Origin of the sequence: Acinetobacter sp. UBA6571 (assembly GCF_002434085.1) — a bacterium.
In the GTDB taxonomy this organism is placed as follows: Bacteria; Pseudomonadota; Gammaproteobacteria; order Pseudomonadales; family Moraxellaceae; genus Acinetobacter; species Acinetobacter radioresistens.
On sequence record NZ_DJJJ01000061.1, the window covers coordinates 36,978 to 56,594 of the forward strand.

19 protein-coding genes are annotated in these 19,617 nt (G+C 42.3%); 9 read left to right on the top strand and 10 right to left on the bottom strand.

Annotated elements, in window-relative coordinates; all coding sequences use genetic code 11:
- Positions 1-54: 54 nt before the first annotated feature.
- The gene (locus B3X18_RS12840) at positions 55-1,194 is read right to left on the bottom strand and encodes an acyl-CoA dehydrogenase family protein (protein ID WP_005019587.1); all 1,140 of its coding nucleotides are present in this window, start codon (positions 1,192-1,194) and stop codon (positions 55-57) included.
- A gap of 150 nt (positions 1,195-1,344) precedes the next feature.
- A complete protein-coding gene (locus tag B3X18_RS12845) occupies positions 1,345-2,688 on the bottom strand; it encodes a dicarboxylate/amino acid:cation symporter (RefSeq protein WP_005019585.1) in 1,344 nt (447 codons plus the stop codon).
- A 430-nt stretch (positions 2,689-3,118) separates the two neighbouring features.
- Here B3X18_RS12845 and B3X18_RS12850 point away from each other — a divergent pair, with 430 nt between their 5' ends.
- Together B3X18_RS12850 and B3X18_RS12855 are read left to right on the top strand one after the other, a co-directional pair.
- The gene (locus B3X18_RS12850; protein WP_005026710.1) at positions 3,119-4,120 is read left to right on the top strand and encodes a glycosyl transferase family protein; all 1,002 of its coding nucleotides are present in this window, start codon (positions 3,119-3,121) and stop codon (positions 4,118-4,120) included.
- A gap of 99 nt (positions 4,121-4,219) precedes the next feature.
- Positions 4,220-4,561 carry a hypothetical protein gene (locus tag B3X18_RS12855; RefSeq protein ID WP_005026712.1) on the top strand — a complete coding sequence of 114 codons (342 nt, stop codon included), beginning with the start codon at positions 4,220-4,222 and terminating at the stop codon, positions 4,559-4,561.
- A 97-nt stretch (positions 4,562-4,658) separates the two neighbouring features.
- On the opposite strand, the gene B3X18_RS12860 is transcribed toward B3X18_RS12855, so the two are convergent.
- Together B3X18_RS12860 and B3X18_RS12865 are read right to left on the bottom strand one after the other, a co-directional pair.
- Positions 4,659-4,931, bottom strand: coding sequence for a YeaC family protein (locus B3X18_RS12860; RefSeq protein WP_005019580.1), 273 nt, complete (start codon positions 4,929-4,931; stop codon positions 4,659-4,661).
- 2 nt (positions 4,932-4,933) lie between these two features.
- Positions 4,934-5,839, bottom strand: coding sequence for an NAD(+) kinase (locus tag B3X18_RS12865; protein WP_005019578.1), 906 nt, complete (start codon positions 5,837-5,839; stop codon positions 4,934-4,936).
- Positions 5,840-6,030: 191 nt separating this feature from the next.
- Here B3X18_RS12865 and mrcB point away from each other — a divergent pair, with 191 nt between their 5' ends.
- Together mrcB and B3X18_RS12875 are read left to right on the top strand one after the other, a co-directional pair.
- The gene (gene mrcB, locus B3X18_RS12870; protein WP_005026715.1) at positions 6,031-8,433 is read left to right on the top strand and encodes a penicillin-binding protein 1B; all 2,403 of its coding nucleotides are present in this window, start codon (positions 6,031-6,033) and stop codon (positions 8,431-8,433) included.
- A gap of 18 nt (positions 8,434-8,451) precedes the next feature.
- Positions 8,452-9,006, top strand: a complete 555-nt coding sequence (locus tag B3X18_RS12875) for a tetratricopeptide repeat protein (protein ID WP_005026717.1) — start codon at positions 8,452-8,454, stop codon at positions 9,004-9,006.
- A 31-nt stretch (positions 9,007-9,037) separates the two neighbouring features.
- On the opposite strand, the gene B3X18_RS12880 is transcribed toward B3X18_RS12875, so the two are convergent.
- Entirely contained in the window at positions 9,038-9,937 is a 900-nt protein-coding gene (locus B3X18_RS12880) for an NUDIX domain-containing protein (RefSeq protein WP_005026719.1), read from the bottom strand.
- A gap of 137 nt (positions 9,938-10,074) precedes the next feature.
- Here B3X18_RS12880 and hemP point away from each other — a divergent pair, with 137 nt between their 5' ends.
- Positions 10,075-10,245 (top strand): hemin uptake protein HemP, encoded by a 171-nt coding sequence (gene hemP / locus B3X18_RS12885; protein ID WP_005019570.1) that lies wholly within the window; start codon positions 10,075-10,077, stop codon positions 10,243-10,245.
- 65 nt (positions 10,246-10,310) lie between these two features.
- Here the strand turns inward: hemP and B3X18_RS12890 are convergent, their stop codons facing one another.
- The 4 genes from B3X18_RS12890 to B3X18_RS12905 all read right to left on the bottom strand — a co-directional run bounded on the left by B3X18_RS12890 (position 10,311) and on the right by B3X18_RS12905 (position 14,681).
- The gene (locus B3X18_RS12890; RefSeq protein ID WP_005026723.1) at positions 10,311-11,657 is read right to left on the bottom strand and encodes an ATP-binding protein; all 1,347 of its coding nucleotides are present in this window, start codon (positions 11,655-11,657) and stop codon (positions 10,311-10,313) included.
- Complete coding sequence (locus tag B3X18_RS12895; RefSeq protein WP_005026728.1) at positions 11,658-12,317, bottom strand: response regulator transcription factor; 660 nt, start codon at positions 12,315-12,317, stop codon at positions 11,658-11,660. It lies immediately after the preceding gene.
- A 154-nt stretch (positions 12,318-12,471) separates the two neighbouring features.
- A complete protein-coding gene (locus B3X18_RS12900) occupies positions 12,472-12,831 on the bottom strand; it encodes a NirD/YgiW/YdeI family stress tolerance protein (RefSeq protein WP_005019560.1) in 360 nt (119 codons plus the stop codon).
- Between the two features lie 92 nt (positions 12,832-12,923).
- Entirely contained in the window at positions 12,924-14,681 is a 1,758-nt protein-coding gene (locus tag B3X18_RS12905; protein ID WP_034671241.1) for a GspE/PulE family protein, read from the bottom strand.
- 305 nt (positions 14,682-14,986) lie between these two features.
- On the opposite strand from B3X18_RS12905, the gene B3X18_RS12910 reads away from it, so the two are divergent.
- Positions 14,987-15,931, top strand: a complete 945-nt coding sequence (locus tag B3X18_RS12910; protein ID WP_005026732.1) for a GGDEF domain-containing protein — start codon at positions 14,987-14,989, stop codon at positions 15,929-15,931.
- Positions 15,932-15,933: 2 nt separating this feature from the next.
- Here the strand turns inward: B3X18_RS12910 and tsaA are convergent, their stop codons facing one another.
- Positions 15,934-16,635 carry a tRNA (N6-threonylcarbamoyladenosine(37)-N6)-methyltransferase TrmO gene (gene tsaA / locus B3X18_RS12915; RefSeq protein WP_005019556.1) on the bottom strand — a complete coding sequence of 234 codons (702 nt, stop codon included), beginning with the start codon at positions 16,633-16,635 and terminating at the stop codon, positions 15,934-15,936.
- 101 nt (positions 16,636-16,736) lie between these two features.
- Between tsaA and B3X18_RS12920 the strand changes: the two genes are divergently transcribed.
- From B3X18_RS12920 to B3X18_RS12930, 3 genes are all read left to right on the top strand, one after another.
- Positions 16,737-17,516, top strand: a complete 780-nt coding sequence (locus B3X18_RS12920; protein WP_005019549.1) for a ferredoxin--NADP reductase — start codon at positions 16,737-16,739, stop codon at positions 17,514-17,516.
- Between the two features lie 210 nt (positions 17,517-17,726).
- Positions 17,727-19,121, top strand: a complete 1,395-nt coding sequence (gene yegQ, locus B3X18_RS12925) for a tRNA 5-hydroxyuridine modification protein YegQ (RefSeq protein WP_005026738.1) — start codon at positions 17,727-17,729, stop codon at positions 19,119-19,121.
- Position 19,122: 1 nt separating this feature from the next.
- Positions 19,123-19,386: a YfhL family 4Fe-4S dicluster ferredoxin gene (locus B3X18_RS12930; protein WP_005026741.1), complete on the top strand. Its 264-nt coding sequence runs from the start codon at positions 19,123-19,125 to the stop codon at positions 19,384-19,386.
- Positions 19,387-19,617: the final 231 nt, after the last annotated feature.

The following is a 19,617-nucleotide window of genomic DNA, read 5'->3' on the forward strand; positions in this document are numbered from 1 at the left end:
TTTCACGCCACTAAAATAGAAAAGCCTGCGGAAGCAGGCTTTTTTATCTTATCTTTATTTTCCAAGCAGGCTACGCGCCACGATCTCTTTCATGATTTCATTGGTACCACCATAAATCCGCTGGATTCTGGCATCTACAAAGAAACGTGAAATCGGATATTCGGACATATAGCCATAACCACCAAACAGCTGAAGCAAGTTGTCAGCAACTTTCATCTGCATATCGGTACTAAAACTTTTTAAAGCGGCAGCTGTAGCAACATCGAGCTGGCCCTGCTGATAGAGCTCTACATTTCGCTCATAAAATGCAGCTGTAGCCAATTCATCAATCTTGGCCTGTGCCAGTACAAAGCGGGTATTCTGGAATTGAGCGATCGGCTGACCGAAAGCTTGGCGCTCCTGAACATAAGCTGTAGTTACATCAATACTGCCCCGTATAGCACCCAGAGCAGTAGCAGCTATCGCAGTACGCTCGCGTGGCAACTCCTGCATCAGATAAGCAAAGCCTTGCCCCGGCTGACCAAGTAACTGGTTTTGGGGTACTTTAATATTATCGAAGAACATCTCTGAGGTATCTTGTGAATGCAAACCGATCTTGTCCAGATTGGTTCCTTTCTTAAAACCATCCAGATGGGTATCAAGCAGTAAAAGCGAAACACCTTTAGCTCGGGCTTGTGGATCGGTTTTAGCAGCCAATACTACCAGATCTGCGTGCTGCCCATTAGAAATAAAGGTTTTGGAACCATTTAATATATAACTGTCATCTTGCAAAATTGCGTTGGTTCGCATTGACTGCAAATCAGAACCAGCCCCCGGTTCAGTCATGCCAATTGCACCCACCACTTCACCACTCACCATTTTAGGTAACCAGTACTGCTTCTGTTCCTCACTACCAATATTCAGAATATAAGGAGCAGCAATTTCTGAATGACAGGATATACCTGTCGATAGTGAACTATAACCAGCCCGGGCTGACTCTTCTACCAACATCAGTGAATAATAGGTAGGCACGCCATAGCCGCCATATTCCTCAGGTACATCTACACAGAGAAAGCCATTTTCACCTAACAGGTTCCAGACATGCCGTGGCATGATTCCGTCACGCTCCCACTGTTCATAATGGGGTGCAATATGCTCTTTCATAAAACGTCTAAAGTTATCACGGAATAATTCCAGATCGGCATCATGCTGCATGTCTTATTTCCTTTTATCAGTTTGTTAGTCAGCTTCTGTTTTACTCATGCTAGTTATTTTCCGAAAAGATGTCATGACCTGATGAGTTTTTATTGCTGTTCATAAAGCTAAAAAAAAGGAAGCCGAAGCTTCCTTTTTGTTCAAATATTTTTAAATATGTCCTGCTTTCTGCTCAAGCATCTGACGGTCTACCTCACCCGGATTAGCCAGAGCTTCATTCAGCTTGTCTTTGTCTAGCTGGCCTACCCATTTGGCAACTACAATAGTTGCCAGTGAATTACCCACCAGGTTAGTCAAGGCACGCGCTTCAGACATGAAACGGTCGATACCCAGAATGAGTGCCAGACCAGCGACAGGAATATGACCTACAGCAGACAGGGTTGCTGCCATAACAATAAAGCCCGAACCGGTTACCCCTGCTGCACCTTTAGATGAAATCAGCAGAACCAGCAGCAAGGTAATTTGATGAGTTACATCCAGCTGGGTATTGGTCGCCTGTGCAATAAAGATCGCGGCCATAGTCAGGTAAATTGAAGTACCGTCCAGATTAAATGAATAACCCGTTGGAATAACCAGACCCACTACAGACTTCTCACAACCTGCAATTTCCAGTTTCTTCAGCATACGCGGTAAAACTGACTCGGAAGAAGATGTACCTAGTACAATCAGAAGCTCCTCACGGATCAGGCGGATCATTTTAAGAATACTGAAACCGCTAATGCGTGCAATGGTTCCTAGCACGATAAAAATAAACAGCAGACAGGTAATATAGAAACAGAGAATAAGCTGACCAAGCTGAACCAGTGAACCTACACCATATTTACCAATAGTAAAAGCCATTGCACCGAAAGCACCAATCGGAGCCAGCTTCATGATCATGTTTACAATGTTAAAGAACACATGCGAGATTTGATCAATAAACTTAAGTACTGGCTTACCGGCATCACCAAGTTTGTGCAAAGCAAAACCAAACAGGATAGCAAAGAGTAATACCTGAAGAATTTCACCATTTGCAAATGCTCCAACTACAGTCTCAGGAATAATATGCAGCAGAAAATCGACTGTAGATTGCGACTCACCCGAAGCGACATATTTCTGAATACCCGCAGTATCCAGAGTTGCCGGATCAACATTCATACCTACGCCAGGCTTGGCAATATTAATTACCAGCAGACCAATCAGCAGGGCAATTGTCGAGACAATTTCGAAGTAAAGTAAGGCAACACCACCAGTCTTACCCACTGACTTCATACTTTCCATACCTGCGATACCACTTACCACAGTACAGAAAATCACAGGCGCAATAATCATCTTAATTAAACGAATAAAGCCATCACCTAACGGCTTAAGCTGTTCGCCCAAACCTGGTACCTGCTGCTCAACACCATTCATGAGGACAGTAGTACTCGGGAAGTAATGCCCCACAAGAACACCTGCGATAATCGCAATAATCACTTGAAAATAAAGTGATTTATAAATCGGTTTTTTAGCCATAACTTTTCTTCATTACATATCTCTGGACATGGTCAATACCCAGCGCAAGGTCTATCCTTAGGAATACACAGCCCTGAAATTTCATGTAAAAACAAAAAGGTAAAGAACTTTTTACCTATACAGGAAATATTCAGCATGAAAATAATTCGCCTTAAAAAACGAATTTGGGACTTAACATCAATGACTTAGACTTCAGACCTATAAATAGTAGAATCTATTAATGCAGGAGAAGATTAAATTAACTTAACAAAGTCTATCTGAGGCGGATTTTACTTGAAGGAAATATCATAATGGAATGGTTATTTTTAAGTCTGGCTAATCTGTATACAATTCCTTATTAGACATTAGTCTAACCCCACCAAAGTTTTACACACCTTGTTGTTTTATGTCATAGTGGAAAAACTTACTTATTATCTAATTAAAATTGTCAATGAACACCCGTAAAAATCTTTATAAAGAGTTTGAGCATCCTTTTGCGCAATATGTCCGGATTATTGGCAAAGGAAAAAATGGTGCGAGGTCATTAACTTATGAAGAAGCCTATCAGGCATTCAGCATGATCCTCAAACAAGAAGTTCTGGATGTTCAGCTCGGTGCATTTCTGATGTTGTTACGTGTAAAAGAGGAATCTGTTGATGAGTTGGCAGGTTTTGTACAGGCTACCCGTGATCAGCTAAATTTTGCCCCTTTATCCGTTGATCTGGACTGGTCTTCATATGCCGGCAAACGAAAACATTATCCCTGGTTTCTGCTGGCAGCATTAACGCTTGCCCAGTCGGGTTATAAAGTATTTATGCATGGCGCATCAGGTCATACCCTTAACCGGCTCTATACTGAACAGGTGCTAGAATACTTAGGCTATTCCATCTGTCAAAGTGAACAGGATGTTCAATACGAACTCGAACAACATAATTTTGCCTATCTTCCCCTTGAGGCGATTTCCCCTGTCTTAAGTGATTTGATCTCGCTCAGAAATGTTATGGGCTTGCGTTCCCCTATTCATACATTGGCACGCCTGATTAATCCATTTAATGCCAAGGCTACATTACAGGCAATTTTCCATCCGGCTTATCGCAGTTCTCATCAGCAGACTGCATCACGGTTAGGCTACCAGAATAGCGCTGTCATCAAGGGTGAAGGTGGCGAATTTGAGCGTAACCCGGATGCGCGCACACTGATTTGTGGTATTAAAAATAGTGAGCTGTATGAATATGAACTGCCCAAACTGACACAGGAACGCAGCCTTGCTGAAGAAGAGTTAAATCTGGAGAAATTTAAAGCAGTCTGGGAAGGCAAACAAACTCATGTATATGGTGAAACAGCTGTCACAGAAACAATGGGAATTGCTTTATATACAATGGGTGTTTGTAGTACCTATGACGAAGCCATGTTAAAAGCTAAAGAACTATGGGCTACACGGCACTCTTCCTAAATGTAAAAAAATTATTTTGGCTTACCAGTTCTGGTAGGTCAAAGTCATAACGCCTGAGTATTTTTATAGAAATTTATATATAACAATAAAGAGTAAAACATGACTAAAGAGCTATCTGCATGCGCTGTATTACAGCAGGCTGCTATAAATAGTAATCATCCTTTTTATAATGCCATTTTAGAGTTCATACAGTATCATCTTGATGAAATTGAGACATCTTACTGGCAAAAATACTTTCACACCGCTCAACCAAGCTTAATTCAAGTTGTAGAAAAACTTGAGTTTAAAAGTAATACGCTTCCAGATGATGAGCTAGACATAGAGGAGATGACATATTATGAAAACCATCTGGACTTTTCTTTGCCAGATGAAATTAGCCAATATGTAATATGCGTGGTTTTTGAAGAGGACAGCATTATTGATGTCTGTATGGAAAGCTGAAAGTTACAATAAAAAAGCTTTTACTTTGACTTAAATCTAAGGCCTCAGTAAAAGCTTTTAAGTACAAAGACTGGATTATCTTTGCCTATATATAAAGTTAAACAAAACGAATCGGTTTAAATTCTTCATCCTGTTGTGGCTCATGTGAGTCACAGTGCTCATCTTCTTTTTTGCTGCCACGGTTAATATAACCAGTGCGCTCCTCTTCAGGCAGGTGTTTAACCTCCCAGGCAATCACAGCCTGCAGACAGGTTTCACGTTGCTCCTGAGTAAGTGGCTCGCCATTTGGCCATTTGCCGATTTCAACGGCAGTTCTCAGACGTTCTACAATCTCAGGATTTAAAACGGCAAGCATCTGTTCAATATTCATGATCAATCCTGTTGATGAAAAGAGTCAAAATCCTGATTCCAGCCCAGCTTGGTACGACATGCCATATAAAAGTCATAACCAGGTGGATGCAGCAAATTTAACTTGAAGGGATATTTACGGATATGCAGGCAATCTCCGACGTTCAGGGAAACGCTGTTCTGACCGTCGGCACTCACCATTGGCATCACACGATTTTCACGTATAGCCAGTTTAATTTCACTATGTCCGCCCACAACAATTGGACGCGATGATAATGTATGGGGATGCATTGGCACCAATACAATAGCATCCATTCCCGGATGTACAATCGGGCCACCACCTGAGAGTGCGTAAGCTGTAGAACCAGTCGGGGTAGAAACAATCAGTCCATCACTATGCTGACGATAGACATACTGTCCATCAATATTCATCTCGAAATCGATCATATGAACTGACTTGCCTGAATGCAGCACAATATCGTTTAGAGCAATTGCATTATAGATGATATTGCCCTGTGACCGAATTTCCATTTCCAGAAGAAAACGGCGATCCAGCTGGAATTCTCCACGCAACACCTGATCCAGCTTAAAAATTACTTCAGAGGGTTTTATATCGGTCAAAAAACCTAAACGTCCACGGTTAACACCGATTACTGGTGTATTGTGATGGACCAAAGCACGTGCTGCGTGGAGCAGCGAACCATCTCCACCTACGACAATAACCAGATCAACAATTTCACCCAGCAGTGCCCGACTGACTGTTTGCGGATCTGTATAGGGCACCAGCTGTGCAGTTTCCTGATCAAATACCGGATGCAGACCGCGACTCACCAGGTGGTCATGAATCAAACACAAGGTCTCTACAACAGAGGATTTATCGGGACGTCCTAATAAGCCAATATTACGAAAAGTCTTATGTGTTATTTGCACGAGATCGCCGGACTCCTTTACGGTTCTTGGTTATAATAACACTATCAAAGTTGTTTTAAAAAAACATTCAAAAACCGCAACAGTAAAAGTGAGCAAGTTCCCAATTTGAGTTTATTCACAGTTTAAGCATTGCAAAATTGGTGAAAGCTTCGCATGATTAGCAAAATTTATTTGGGTAATGTCTTCCGTTTATGAAGTTTGAACGTGGTATTGGCTTGATTGCACTCATTTTTTCAGTGCTTATTATTGGGGGCTTTGTCGCCTTTGGAATATATTTAATCCGCTTAGATAATATTATCCGGGACAAATTTGAAGGACAGCGCTGGGATATTCCGGCGAAAGTTTTTGCTCGCCCTCTGGAAATCTATACCAATGCCCCGGTCAATCAGCAAGACTTTGCCCAAGAACTTAAATTGCTCGGCTATAAATCGGCAAGTAGTTATGATAAGTCAGGTTCATATGTATCTCAGGGGAATACCTTATATGTCCATACCCGGGGCTTTGATTTTGGTGATAGCGTAGAACCAGAACAGATTCTGGAATTAACTTTTAATGACCAGAAGATCAGCGAAGTACGCACAACCAAACCCTCTACAAGTGGTATTACCCGTCTGGAGCCCTTATTGATTGGCGGTATTTATCCGCAGCATAATGAAGACCGGGTTCTGATTAAACTGAACCGTGTACCAAAACCGCTCATTGAAGCTTTAATTGCGACTGAAGATCGGAACTTCTATCATCATCATGGTGTTTCAGTGCGAGGCATTGCCCGGGCTCTGGTCAGCAACCTGACTGGTGGACGCCGCCAGGGTGGATCTACTCTGACCCAGCAGTTGGTTAAAAACTTTTACCTGTCACCTGAAAAAACCTATAAACGAAAGATTAATGAAGCCCTGATGGCCATGCTCATCGAACTTCATTATGACAAAGATGAAATTCTGGAAGCATACCTGAATGAAGTAAATCTGGGCCAGAATGGTAATTATTCAATTAATGGTTACGGTCTGGCTTCCCAATTCTATTTTGGTCTGCCTTTACGTGAACTGAATATTTCACAGCAGGCTTTCCTGGTAGGCCTGGTACAGGGTCCTTCCTTATATAACCCGTGGCGTAATCCTGAAGCGGCTAAGAAACGCCGCAATGTAGTACTAAAAAACATGCAGGTGATGGGTTACTTGACTGAAGCTGAATATGAAGAAGAAAGTGCCCGCCCATTAAATGTAATTAGCAAGCCAACTTTAGGACCAGCCAAATTTCCAGATTTTCTCGATATCGTACGCCGTCAGCTACGTACCGAATATCAGGATGGCGACCTGACCAATCGAGGCTTGCGTATTTTTACAACACTTGACCCGATTGCCCAGACCCGTGTGCAGACAGCTTTCAAAAATTCTGTAGAACGTTTATCCAAGCGTAATCCAGGCCGTTTAAAAAACCTGCAGGGTGCAGTACTGATTGCTCATCCGGAGAATGGAGAACTCATAGCTGCTGTTGGTTCAACTCAGGATTTTACTGGCTTTAACCGTGCTCTTGATGCCAAACGTCAAGTAGGATCACTTTTAAAACCGGTGATCTATCTGAGTGCTATTGAGTCAGGGCGTTATACCTGGGCCAGTTCGATTCAGGATGCTGCTATCAGTATTCCAATAGATAAAAGCAAGGAATGGACACCCAAGAATTATGCGGGTGGTGAATATGGTGTAGTCAGCATGATGCAGGCGCTGGCTAACTCTTATAATCTGTCTGCTGTACGACTTGGTCAGGAATTTGGCCTCTCGACATTTACCAATCAGTTAAGAAAATTTGGAGTGACTTCAAACATTCCAGCCTTTCCGTCTATTTTCTTGGGCGCTGTCGAAATGTCGCCAATGGAAGTCATGAGTATTTATGAAAACTTCGCGACTGGTGGTTTCAAATATCCACCACGTGCCATACGTACAGTAGTAGATGCAGATGGCCGGCTATTGGACCGTTACGGACTGGATGTACAGCAGACCATCGACCCGTCGAGTGCCTATATTCTAAACTATGGCCTGCAGCAGGTCATGAACATTGGTACTGGGCGTTCTGCATATAACAGTTTTCCAGCCAGCCTTAAACTGGCCGGTAAATCAGGTACCACCAATGACACACGTGACTCATGGTTTGCAGGCTATTCAGGCAATCATCTGGCAGTAGTATGGCTAGGGCTAGACAATAACAAGGTAACGGGCCTTACTGGTTCTACAGGTGCATTGCCGGTATGGATTAATGTAATGAAACAGTTGAAACAGGAACCGGTCAATCTGCGCCAGACTGATAATGTACAGTGGCACTGGATTGACCGCGCTACCGGTTATTTATCTGCTCAGGGCTGTGAAGGTGCCATGTACATTCCTATACTGCGTCATACAGTACCACGCCGAGCTACTGCCTGTGGCCTTTCACATTATCAGGTCGAACCAGTTTACACACCTGATACCGAACATAACGACGCACCTGCGCCTGAAGAAGATAGTATCGAAAACTATATCCGTGAAAGCGAGACTGAAATGGAACAGACGTTACCGTCTTCTGAAGGCCGAATCATCTCAAGCGGAAGTTATGAAAATTAAATGCTATAGAGAAAATTTGTGAATCATATAAAACCTGGCATATTTGCCTTAGCATTGCTTGGAGTGGCTGGCTGTCAGACGGCGCCTCTACCTCAGCCTGAAGAACAGAAACTGGCACCAAGACCTGTTCCTGAAGTGCAGGCTACATCTTCGGGCGTAAAAATTACTCCGTATGAGCCGGAAGAAATTAAACGCCAGAAGGTGCAGATAGTGGTGCCTGAGCAAAAGGTTCAACAGCAGTTCAAGGATGGTCGTGAACTTCCTGCATTCCGGAAAATGATGTTGCAGACACAAACTGCTTATAAACAGGGCCAATGGTCTCAGGCTGAAAGCTATGCATTGCAAGCACAAAGACTGGCTCCTCAGTCCGCTGAAACCTTTTTGTATCTTTCAATGATTGCTAATAGACAAAACAAGCCAGCTAATGCGGAAGCACTGGCTCGCCGGGGCTTAAGCTATGCACAGAGCAATCCAATGAAAAAGCAGCTCTGGTTAAATATCTTAAAAGCGGCTCAATCTCAGAAAAACAGTAAAAGCATTCAAGAAGCCAAAACAGCTTTGAATACATTCTAGCTTCTTGACCTGTTTAAACTGGTTTCTTTACTTAGATATGACGGATTCCGGCAATACCATAGGCGCCGTACTGCCGGGCACACTCCAGATCCTCTCTAGACAATCCGCCTAGAGCAAAAACGGGCACATCGGCCTGATGAGCAAGTTCTGCAAATGCATCCCAGCCTAATGCTGGTGCTTCTGGATGAGTCGGAGTAGCCTGTACAGGGCTAATAAGTACAGCCTCGCACCCGATTTGAACAGCATGCTGTACTGAAGCAGCATCATGGCAGGCAGCAATATAACGAATCCCAATACATAGTTCGCCTTTTTTCAGAGACATCTGTTCAGACTGTTTTAAATGTACAGCAGCGATGTGATGTTGCTGTTCAACATTAAGAGACCGCCAGACTTGATAAGGCACTATTAATTTATTTAGTTGCTGAATGCTATATTCCAAAAGCCAATTTTTATCAATTTCAGCCTCTTCAGGCCGCCAGTAAAAGAGCATATCTTGAGCTAATTGCTCTATCGCTGAAAGTGCTGTACCAATCCTGATTGAATGTGGCCAATATAACCGCTCAATCACTGGCTGATTAGCAGCTGGAAAATCAAGTGTTTGTAATTTTTCACGTGTGTACCAAGCCCATGGTTTCTGAATCTGGTTTAACATCTCCTCTGGTACATGTGCAAAGAACAGATGCAAATGTACTGTAATATCGTCATATTCATGACAGATCAGGCTAAAAGGATGCCAGTCACTCAAGCCAACCCCGACTTCTTCATAAATTTCACGCCGACAGGTTTCTTCAGGAGTTTCATTCCCTTCAACTTTTCCACCTGGAAACTCATACTTGTTACCTTGGTGCTGCTTAGCTTCTCGCCAGCCAACCAATACTTTTGAACGATGAAACAATAAAGCGACAGCAACATGCACGATAGGCTTAGACATTGAATAATCCGAGATAAGCTTTTACTTAGTGTAAGCAAAAATAAGAAGTTTATAAATTCTTAAAATTCTATTTGACAGACTCATTCGATAATGATTATCATTTATTTGAATTCTTGCACACCACGGAGCTATAACAAATGAACGCACCATTCAACCTATTTGCACGCCAGACTCAAGCCAGCACTTCTCTGCCAATGCTACAATCCAGCAATCTTTTTGCACTCGGGCGTGAAATCCGTATTATGCATGCGGGTGAAGAGTACCGCTTACGTCTGACCCGCAACAATCGTTTAATTCTAACCAAATAACTATTTACAGCTTCAAAAAATAATAAACGTGGAAACAGGCAGTATGGCTCTCCCATACTGTTTTTTTATTTATATTCTATCTGATGGGCTTTTAAAAATAATAAGGTAACCTTTAAACCACCATAGTCTGAAGGGGTAAATTCGATATAGCCTCTGTGTAGTTCCATAATTTTTCGCGCTATAGAGAGGCCTAGACCTGAGCCTGATGTTCGTGTACCTAATCCACGAAAGAAACGCTCGCCTAAACGCTCTAAAGTATTTGAATCTACCCCTGCTCCGTTATCTTCAATCATTAACCGGTAGTGATGCTGCTCGTCTTTTAAGGTAATATAAACTGCACCATGTTCAGGTGCATAGCGGATTGCATTATCAATCAGGTTACGGATACAGGTAAATAAGAGTTCCTGATTTCCATATATTTCTGCGTGTGGTAATGCAGCTATTTGATGAATACTTACTTGACGCTCCTGTGCAAAAAGTTCCAGTGAGTATACAACCTCATCAATAAGTGGCTGGAGCTGTAGCAGACTACCAGGCATCTGCTGATATGCAGCAGGGTCAAGTCTGGCCAGTAATAACAAATTTTCCAACACCCGGGTACTACGGGTCACATCATTCTGAATAGCTAACAAGTCAGGAACAAGTTCAGGAATGTGGCTATATTTACGTTTTAAAACCTGTAAACGCATAGCAATTGCAGATAAGGGTGAACGCAATTCATGGGATGCATCGGCTGTGAAGCGTTGCTCGGCAGTCAATGCCCGATCCAGCCGGCTCAATAACTGATTCAGCGAATTTATAACAGGTTCAATCTCCTGTACCAATGGCTGCTGTTCAATGGGTTGTAAATCGGATGGTGACTTCTGGGCAATCGTTCGACTGAGCTTTTTTAAGGAACGCAACTGCCGCTGTATACCAAAATGACTCCATAGCCATTGAACCAGCCAGACCAGCAACAATACAACAGCGTAAATCAGAATACTTCTGATAATATCCTTAAAACGAACAGCCAAGGGCTGGATCAGTTCAGCCTTCAACTGTTTATCATTAGTCTGCGCCGTATAGCTACGCCACAAGTGACCATTTTTCCAGACCAGTCCAAAATCTTGTGGCAGGTCGTTAAAAAGCTGTTGCTGTAAGTGGGTAGAATGGGCCAGCGTACGCCCTTGCCAGTTTAGTTGATACTGAATATCAAATTCATTACTCAGTTCGTCAAGCTGTCCCGAATTCGCAGACAAATCAGAAACCAACAATGTATCTGCGAGTTCGTCCATAATCTCGTCATGAACCTGCATGGCATGATAAACAGCAATACCAATCAGCAGCAAAAAGGCCAGCAGTCCCGCCAAAATACTGCCCAGCATAGTAGTACGGATGAGTTGAGACTGTAAAGAATCTGGCTTTGCATTCATTTAGGCTTCGCCCATACGGTAACCTAAACCACGAATAGTCCTGATTGTGTGGCTACCTAACTTTTTGCGTAATTGATAAATATAGACTTCAATGGCGTTACTTTCGACTTCATCCCCCCAAGCGTAAATCGACTCTTCCAGCTGTTCACGTGTCACCACATGATTCGGATGTTGCATCAACTTATACAAAATCTGGAATTCTCTGGCTGTCAGGTCACGGCTTTCGCCTTCCTGCTGTACCGTTTTTGCTTTCGGATCCAGACAAATATTATTCCATATCAGTGTCTGGCTTTGTCCCGCTTGCAGGTTTCTCATCTGGCTACGTATACGTGCTGAAAGTTCTTCCAGGCTAAATGGCTTGACCAGATAATCATTGGCACCGAGGTCTAATCCTTCCACCCGGTCACTGATACTGTCACGGGCTGTCAGAAAAATAACAGGAGTCTGGGCCTGATGTTGTCGCAGGGTCTTTAAAATTTCATCACCACTGGCATAAGGCAACCCCCGGTCGAGCAAAATACATTCATAGTCGTGCTGTTTAAGAGCAGTCATCGCATAATCTCCCCGCTCTACCCAATCTACACTATAACCGTCCAGTTCCAGCCAGGTCTTTATACTTTCACCTTGAGAGGTATCATCTTCAACCAGTAAAATTCTCATCCTTATTTTATATCTCTGTTTTTATGTATCTTGATAGTGCCCTGAAAAGTTGAAATATTCAAAGCCCAATAAAAAAACCACATTACTAAAATGGCAAGTAATGTGGTTTCTAAGGAGGATTAACAAAACACGAAACAACTACAGCTTAAAAACTTTAAAATTTCACTGAATCTACATCAATTTCTACACGTTTAGTCGGTTTATAATCGATATCAACTTCGCCGGTCAATGTTACGGTTGTAGTTGGAGAAATAGGTTTACCTTGCCATAATTCATCATCAATATCGGCAGTAATTGTGCCAGTCCGGTCACGGAATTGATATTTCTCATCGCCTAAGGCTTTTACCACCTGACCACGCAATTGCACACGGGTATCATCTTTTGCGGTCAGTGCCTGTTTTACCGTAGTAACCTGGGCCGTTTTGATTGCTGCATGATTCACGGCAGTATTTGCCATAGCCACGCCACCAATACTTAGAGCACCTGTTAACAAAGCCAGTTTCGCCATATTCATACGCACTTTACCTCGTTTATTTACTCATTATCGAATAAGAGTATTAAAACAGCTAAAGATGAATTGAATCTTAAGAAATTAAAATTATTTTATTAATTTAAAGGCACTACGCGTAATACTTCCTCGAGTGTGGTTAAGCCTGCAATTACCTTTCGGGCGCCTGCAATACGCAATGGCTCCACCCCTTCTTTTTTGGCCTGCTGACGAATCTGATCGAGCGATGCATCAAGACTGATCTGCTGTTTGAGTGCCAGACTTACTGGCATAAACTCATAAAGACCTATTCTGCCTTTATAACCTGTGTTACGACAGACTTCACAGCCCACTGCCTGATAGACTGTATTTGGAACTTCCATAATATAGTCAAAAGTTAAATGTTCCCATTGATGTTCATTAATTTGCCCCTCTTCTTTACAGTGAGGGCATAAGGTACGAACCAAGCGCTGAGCCAATACGCCTAAGATTGTGGCTGAAGTCAAAAAAGGCTGCACACCGAGATCATGTAAACGGGTTAAGCTAGAAGGCGCGTCATTGGTATGCAAAGTTGACAAGACCAGATGCCCAGTTAAGGCTGCCTGAATTGCCATATTGGCTGTATCCTGATCTCGGATTTCGCCAACCATAATAATATCAGGGTCTTGTCGCATCAGGGCACGTACCCCGTCTGCGAAACCCAGGTCAATTCCATGATTAACCTGCATCTGGTTAAAGCTTGGCTCCAGCATCTCGATCGGGTCTTCTATGGTACAGACATTAACCTGTTCGGTTGCCAGCTGTTTTAGGGAAGAATATAGCGTTGTGGTTTTCCCTGAACCAGTCGGGCCAGTCACCAGTATAATACCGTGACTATGCTGAGTCATTTCCTGCCATGCATTAAGCAGACGCCCTTCAAAACCCAATTGCTGAAAGCTACGGACCAAGACTTCAGGGTCAAAAATCCGCATAACCAGTTTTTCCCCAAACGCCGTAGGTAAGGTCGATAAGCGCAGTTCCGTTTCCTGGCCTTTAGGTGTACGCGTCTTCAGACGGCCATCTTGCGGTTTGCGCTTTTCAGCAACATTCAGACGCCCCAAAATTTTTAACCGGGAAATTACTGCCGTCAGTGTGCTGGCCGGCATGTTGTAAATCGTATGCAATACCCCATCTATCCGAAAGCGGATTTTGCCGTTATCTTTACGTGGTTCCAGATGAATATCACTGGCTCCCTGCTCAAATGAAAACTGTAAAATCCAGTCCACCAATTTTACAATATGCTGATCATTAGCATCAGGATTCTGAGTATCACCCAGCTGTAAGAGTGCCTCTACGCCTTTATTAGTACGATCGTGTGTGCTGCTTTTTTGAGAAGAGCTGACCGCGCGGCTAACCTGATAGTATTCCACTAGATACCGCTGCAACTGTTCAGGGTTAAGGAGCACTTGCTGGATTTTTTTAGGCCTTAAGCTTCGTTCAAGATTAGTAATCCATTCAGTCATAAAAGGCTGGTCTGTACCAATCAATACCTGATCTGCCTGAACTTCAACTGCTAAAATATGATTTTTAACAGCAAATTCCTGCGACATGATTCCAGTCAGTGCAGTTACATCCGCCTTTAAAGGATCAATAACATAGAAAGGAATTTCAGCTTTTTCGGCCAGCCATTGGCATAAGCGAGTTAATGTCAGGGATAACAATGGATGCTGTTGATCTTTGAGATTAAAATTTGCAATCCATTGCAGGGGATGCCATTTAAAATGCTGTTTTTGCCGCTGGGTGGTCTGAACCAAATGTTTGTCGCGCTCGGTAATCCGGCCGTCTTTTTGTAAATGGTCCAGGCACCAGACTGTATCTATTTCAAAATTAAACTTCACTATTATATCCCCTGCATCCTTAAATACTATAACAGAGTTATTTTCTGATGCAGTACAGGGCCATATAAAATTAATGGATTGTTTATAGTTAATATAAAAAATATTATTTTTTAAAGATATAAAAAGCTTTTAGAAGTAAAGTCTTAATCTTGTAAGACAAAATATTATCACTTCTACCTTAAACTTCAATTATTATACTTAGATTATTTTAAAATCATTAATACCAGTTTTTTAATTAAATAAAATACTTTAAATTAAATAAATAACTAGCTCTTCGCCAGGTATTTACACTATAGGTTCAATGGATGAGCAATGCGAATTTCGGAAGTTTTCAGGAAGCCGGTAAAGCCGTATTAGGTTATTTGCATAAACGCTTCGGCTTCAGTTTATGGATGATTACACGGGTGGAAAGTGATAACTGGATTGTTTTACAAAGTGAAACGACGGGTTATGACATCCAGCCTGGTCAGGTCTTTCGCTGGGCAGATTCTTTTTGTGCACATATGGTTACTGGTGATGCTCCTAAAATTGTACCCCGCTCTGAAGATATACCCTTATATGCAGCGGCGCCTATTGCCAAGCAAGTCAGTATCAGAGCTTATATTGGCCAGCCGTTGCTTAATGAAGATGGCAGTCTGTTCGGCACACTCTGTGCCATTGATCCTCACCCCAAACCTGATTCAATTGTCCATGATGCTGACCTGATTGAAGTTTTCGGTGGCCTGCTTAGCCGGATTTTACAGGTTGAACTACGTGAAAATGAGCAGATCCGCCAGTATGAGCGCCTACAGGTTGAAGCTTTAAGTGATGTACTGACCGGTTTATATAACCGTCGGGCATGGGACCGGCTGGTCAATACAGAAGAAGAACGCTGTAAACGGCATGGACATCCTGCTGCGGTCTTTATTATTGATCTGAACGGTCTAAAAGAAGTAAATGACAACCTGGGGCATGTAGCAGGAGACCGTTTTATTCGACAGGCTGCTGAGATATTAAAGAATAATGCTCGTAGCAATGATATTGTTGCTCGGCTTGGCGGTGATGAATTTGGTATTCTCAGTATTGAGAACAACCAGGCAGGCGCAGAACTTCTATTGCAGCGGATGTTAAAAGCACTGGAAGAAGGTGGCGTTAGTGCCGCTGTTGGTTATGTTATGCGGCATCCCTCTAAAGGCTTATTGACTGCTGTCACAGAAGCCGATCAGAAGATGTTTGAACATAAACGCCGTATCAAATCCAATCTAAACTAATTTCAGATAAGATCAATAATAATAATCTGCTCTGCCTGTACGCTAAAGCTAATATCAAGACAAGCAAACTTCATCTTATAAATACGTTCAGGATCTTCCTGATAAGCCGGACGTGGATCAAATGATAAAACATCATTTAACTCCTGAATAAGTTGATCGCTCAGCTCAAGCACTTGCTGTTTTATTAAAGCCTCTTCCGTCCAGCTTACTTCTTTGCGAAGTGGCTCTTCCTGCGCATAACCGCTCTGTGCATGGGGAATAGCATCTGAATAGTGAATATAGGGTTTGATATCGAGAACAGGGGTGCCATCAAGCAGATCGCTTCCGGTAACATAAACTCGCAGTGCTTTGCCCACTTTTTTTACTTCTTTAAGCTGTACCACTGACAGGCCCACTGGCGCTGGACGGTACATACTTCGGGTTGCAAACACCCCAAGCTTTTTATTACCCCCTAGACGTGGTGGACGCACTTGAGGCCTAAACTTATCAGTCTGGTCCTGAGATTTATTGTCATGGAACTGCCATACCAGCCATAGATGGCTAAACGCCTCAATACCTGCAAATGCCAGCAGATCATTATAGGGAGGTAACATATCAATATAGGACTCAATCTGAACCAGATTAGGCTGGCGCGGTATTCCAAACTTTTCCTGATAGGGAGATTTCATATACCCGATAATAGGGAGTGATACACTAGGCTTCATCACTTTTGCTTATAAACACAATTAAATATATTCAGTTTATCGAGAATGTTTTTAGATTAGAATAGCAAGCTGTTTAATTTGATAGATAATTGAGACCTTTAATGGCTGCGTTTAACGTCGAAAAGATTACTCACGTTCACCACTGGAATGACACGCTATTTAGTTTTAAAACAACTCGTGATCCGAGTCTACGTTTTAAAAATGGGCAGTTTGTGATGATTGGACTTGAAGTCAATGGCAAGCCATTAATGCGAGCTTATTCTATCGCCAGTGCAAACTATGAAGAAGAACTGGAATTTTTCTCGATTAAAGTACAAGATGGCCCACTTACTTCAATTTTGCAGAAAGTTCAGGTGGGTGATGAGATTCTGGTCTCACGCAAACCGACAGGTACACTGGTACTTGATGATCTGCTGCCAGGCAAAAATCTATGGCTACTTTCCTCAGGAACTGGCCTAGCTCCCTTCCTGTCTGTTATTCGTGATCCTGAAACTTATGAACGCTTTGAGAAAGTTATTGTTGTACATGGTACACGTTACATTTCTGAACTGGCTTATCAGGACCTGATTTTAGATGAATTACCAAATAATGAGTTTTTCCAAGACTTAGGTATTCAAGATAAACTGGTGTACTACCCGACTGTAACCCGTGAAGAGTTCAAAACTCAAGGCCGTTTAACCGCTCTGATCGAATCTGGGAAAATTTTTGAAGATTTAAATCTGCCCGCATTTAATCGTGAAGATGACCGTGCAATGCTATGCGGCAGTCCGCACTTTCTGCGTGATGTTGCCGGATTGCTAGATCAGCATGGCCTGAAAGAATCGCCGCGTATGGGTGAAATGGGCGATTACGTTATTGAACGGGCTTTTGTTGAAAAATAAGATGAGTTAAATAAAAAACCGGGCGATAATGCCCGGTTTTTATTATAAAAAAACTTTCTACTAAAATTTAAGATTTCATTCGCCAGACTTAAATCAGAAGCTTTCTTAACCTGATAATTCTAAAAATCCCAACTGTTTTACTGGGTTGAATCCTTTTTTCAAATCCATACAATAAAGCCATATTTTATTTATGCCTTTTGCTTTATTGCCATGACTCTCTCTTACGTTACCGAACTTCTCTCTCCTGCCGGCTCACTTAAAAATATGCGTTATGCTTTTGCCTATGGTGCAGATGCAGTCTATGCAGGTCAACCACGTTACAGTCTGCGTGTTCGTAACAACGAATTTGATCATGACAACCTAAAAACAGGTATTGAAGAGGCACATCAGTTAGGTAAAAAGTTTTATGTAGTCGTGAATATTCAGCCACATAATAGCAAGCTTAAAAATTTTATACGTGATCTGGCACCTGTAGTTGCCATGAAGCCGGATGCACTCATTATGTCCGATCCGGGCCTCATCATGATGGCACGTGAACATTTTCCTGATATGCCCATTCATCTCTCTGTGCAAGCTAATGCAGTAAACTGGGCGACTGTTAAATTCTGGAAAACCATGGGGCTTACGCGCGTGATTCTATCACGTGAACTTTCTCTTGAAGAAATAGAAGAAATCAAACAAAACGTACCCGATATGGAAATTGAGGTTTTTGTACATGGTGCCCTGTGTATGGCTTATTCAGGCCGCTGCCTGCTGTCTGGTTATATGAATAAGCGTGATGCAAACCAGGGTGCATGTACCAATGCCTGTCGCTGGGAGTATAAAATTCATAATGCTATTGAAGATGAAACAGGTGACATAATTGCTCTACAAGATCTGCCTAAAGGTTGCTGTAACAAGACTGAAGTAGACCAGCAACATATGCTTGGCCAGCAACAGGTTAAAGAGCCCGTACTGTTACAGCGCAATGAAGAAGACATGTTTGCAGCAGAAGAAGATGAACATGGCACCTACTTTATGAACTCGAAAGATTTACGTGCGGTACAGCATGTAGAACGGCTAACTAAAATAGGGGTACATTCTCTCAAGATCGAAGGTCGTACCAAATCTTATTTTTACTGTGCACGCACTGCCCAGATCTATCGCAAAGCAATTGATGATGCACTGGCAGGTCGACCTTTTGATACATCACTATTTACACAGTTAGAAGGTCTCGCCAACCGGGGATATACTGAAGGCTTTCTGCGTCGACATGTACATAGTGAATATCAAAATTATACCACCGGCTCATCTCGCTTCGATCATCAGCAGTTCTGTGGTGAAGTTTTGGAGCGGAATGGTGATTACATCCAGATTGATGTAAAAAACCGTTTTACGGTGGGCGATTCTTTAGAGTTGATGACTACGCGAGGTAATATCACTTTTACTCTGACTGAAATAAAAGATAAAAATGGGAACCTGATTATGGAGGCTAAAGGTTCAGGACATATTGTCGAGATTCCTATACCAGCAGAAGTCGATATACAATATGCCCTACTCATTCGTAATCTTCCAAACTCGGCTGTAGATATCTCTGCCGCCTCATTAGCATATACAGCAGAATAATATGGCTCTTCATATTACGCAGCAATGTATTAACTGTGATATGTGTCTACCAGAATGCCCGAACGATGCTATTTATGAGGGTATAAAAATCTATGAAATTGATGCAGAACGCTGTACTGAATGTGTAGGATTTTATGAACACGAAACCTGTATGGCTGTCTGTCCAATTGATTGTATCGAGCCTAATCCTCAATATATAGAAACTCAGGAACAGCTTTTGGAAAAATTTAAACATCTGAACCTGTTTAAAAAGCAAAACGAATAAAACCCTAAATATTAAAAGTAGAGATTTATAGCCAAAGCTATATAACAGATAAAAGTCAAAGTGTGGGGGCACTTTGGCTTTTCTGCATTTATTCTTAATGTATTGAATATAAAAAAGGAACCTGGCTGTTAGCGAGACCAGATTCCGTAAAGAGGTAAAACATAAATAAAATTATCAAGCTGAGAAACCGGAGTCCCTCAGTCTATCTGGTTACTGACCGGAGCGGATAAT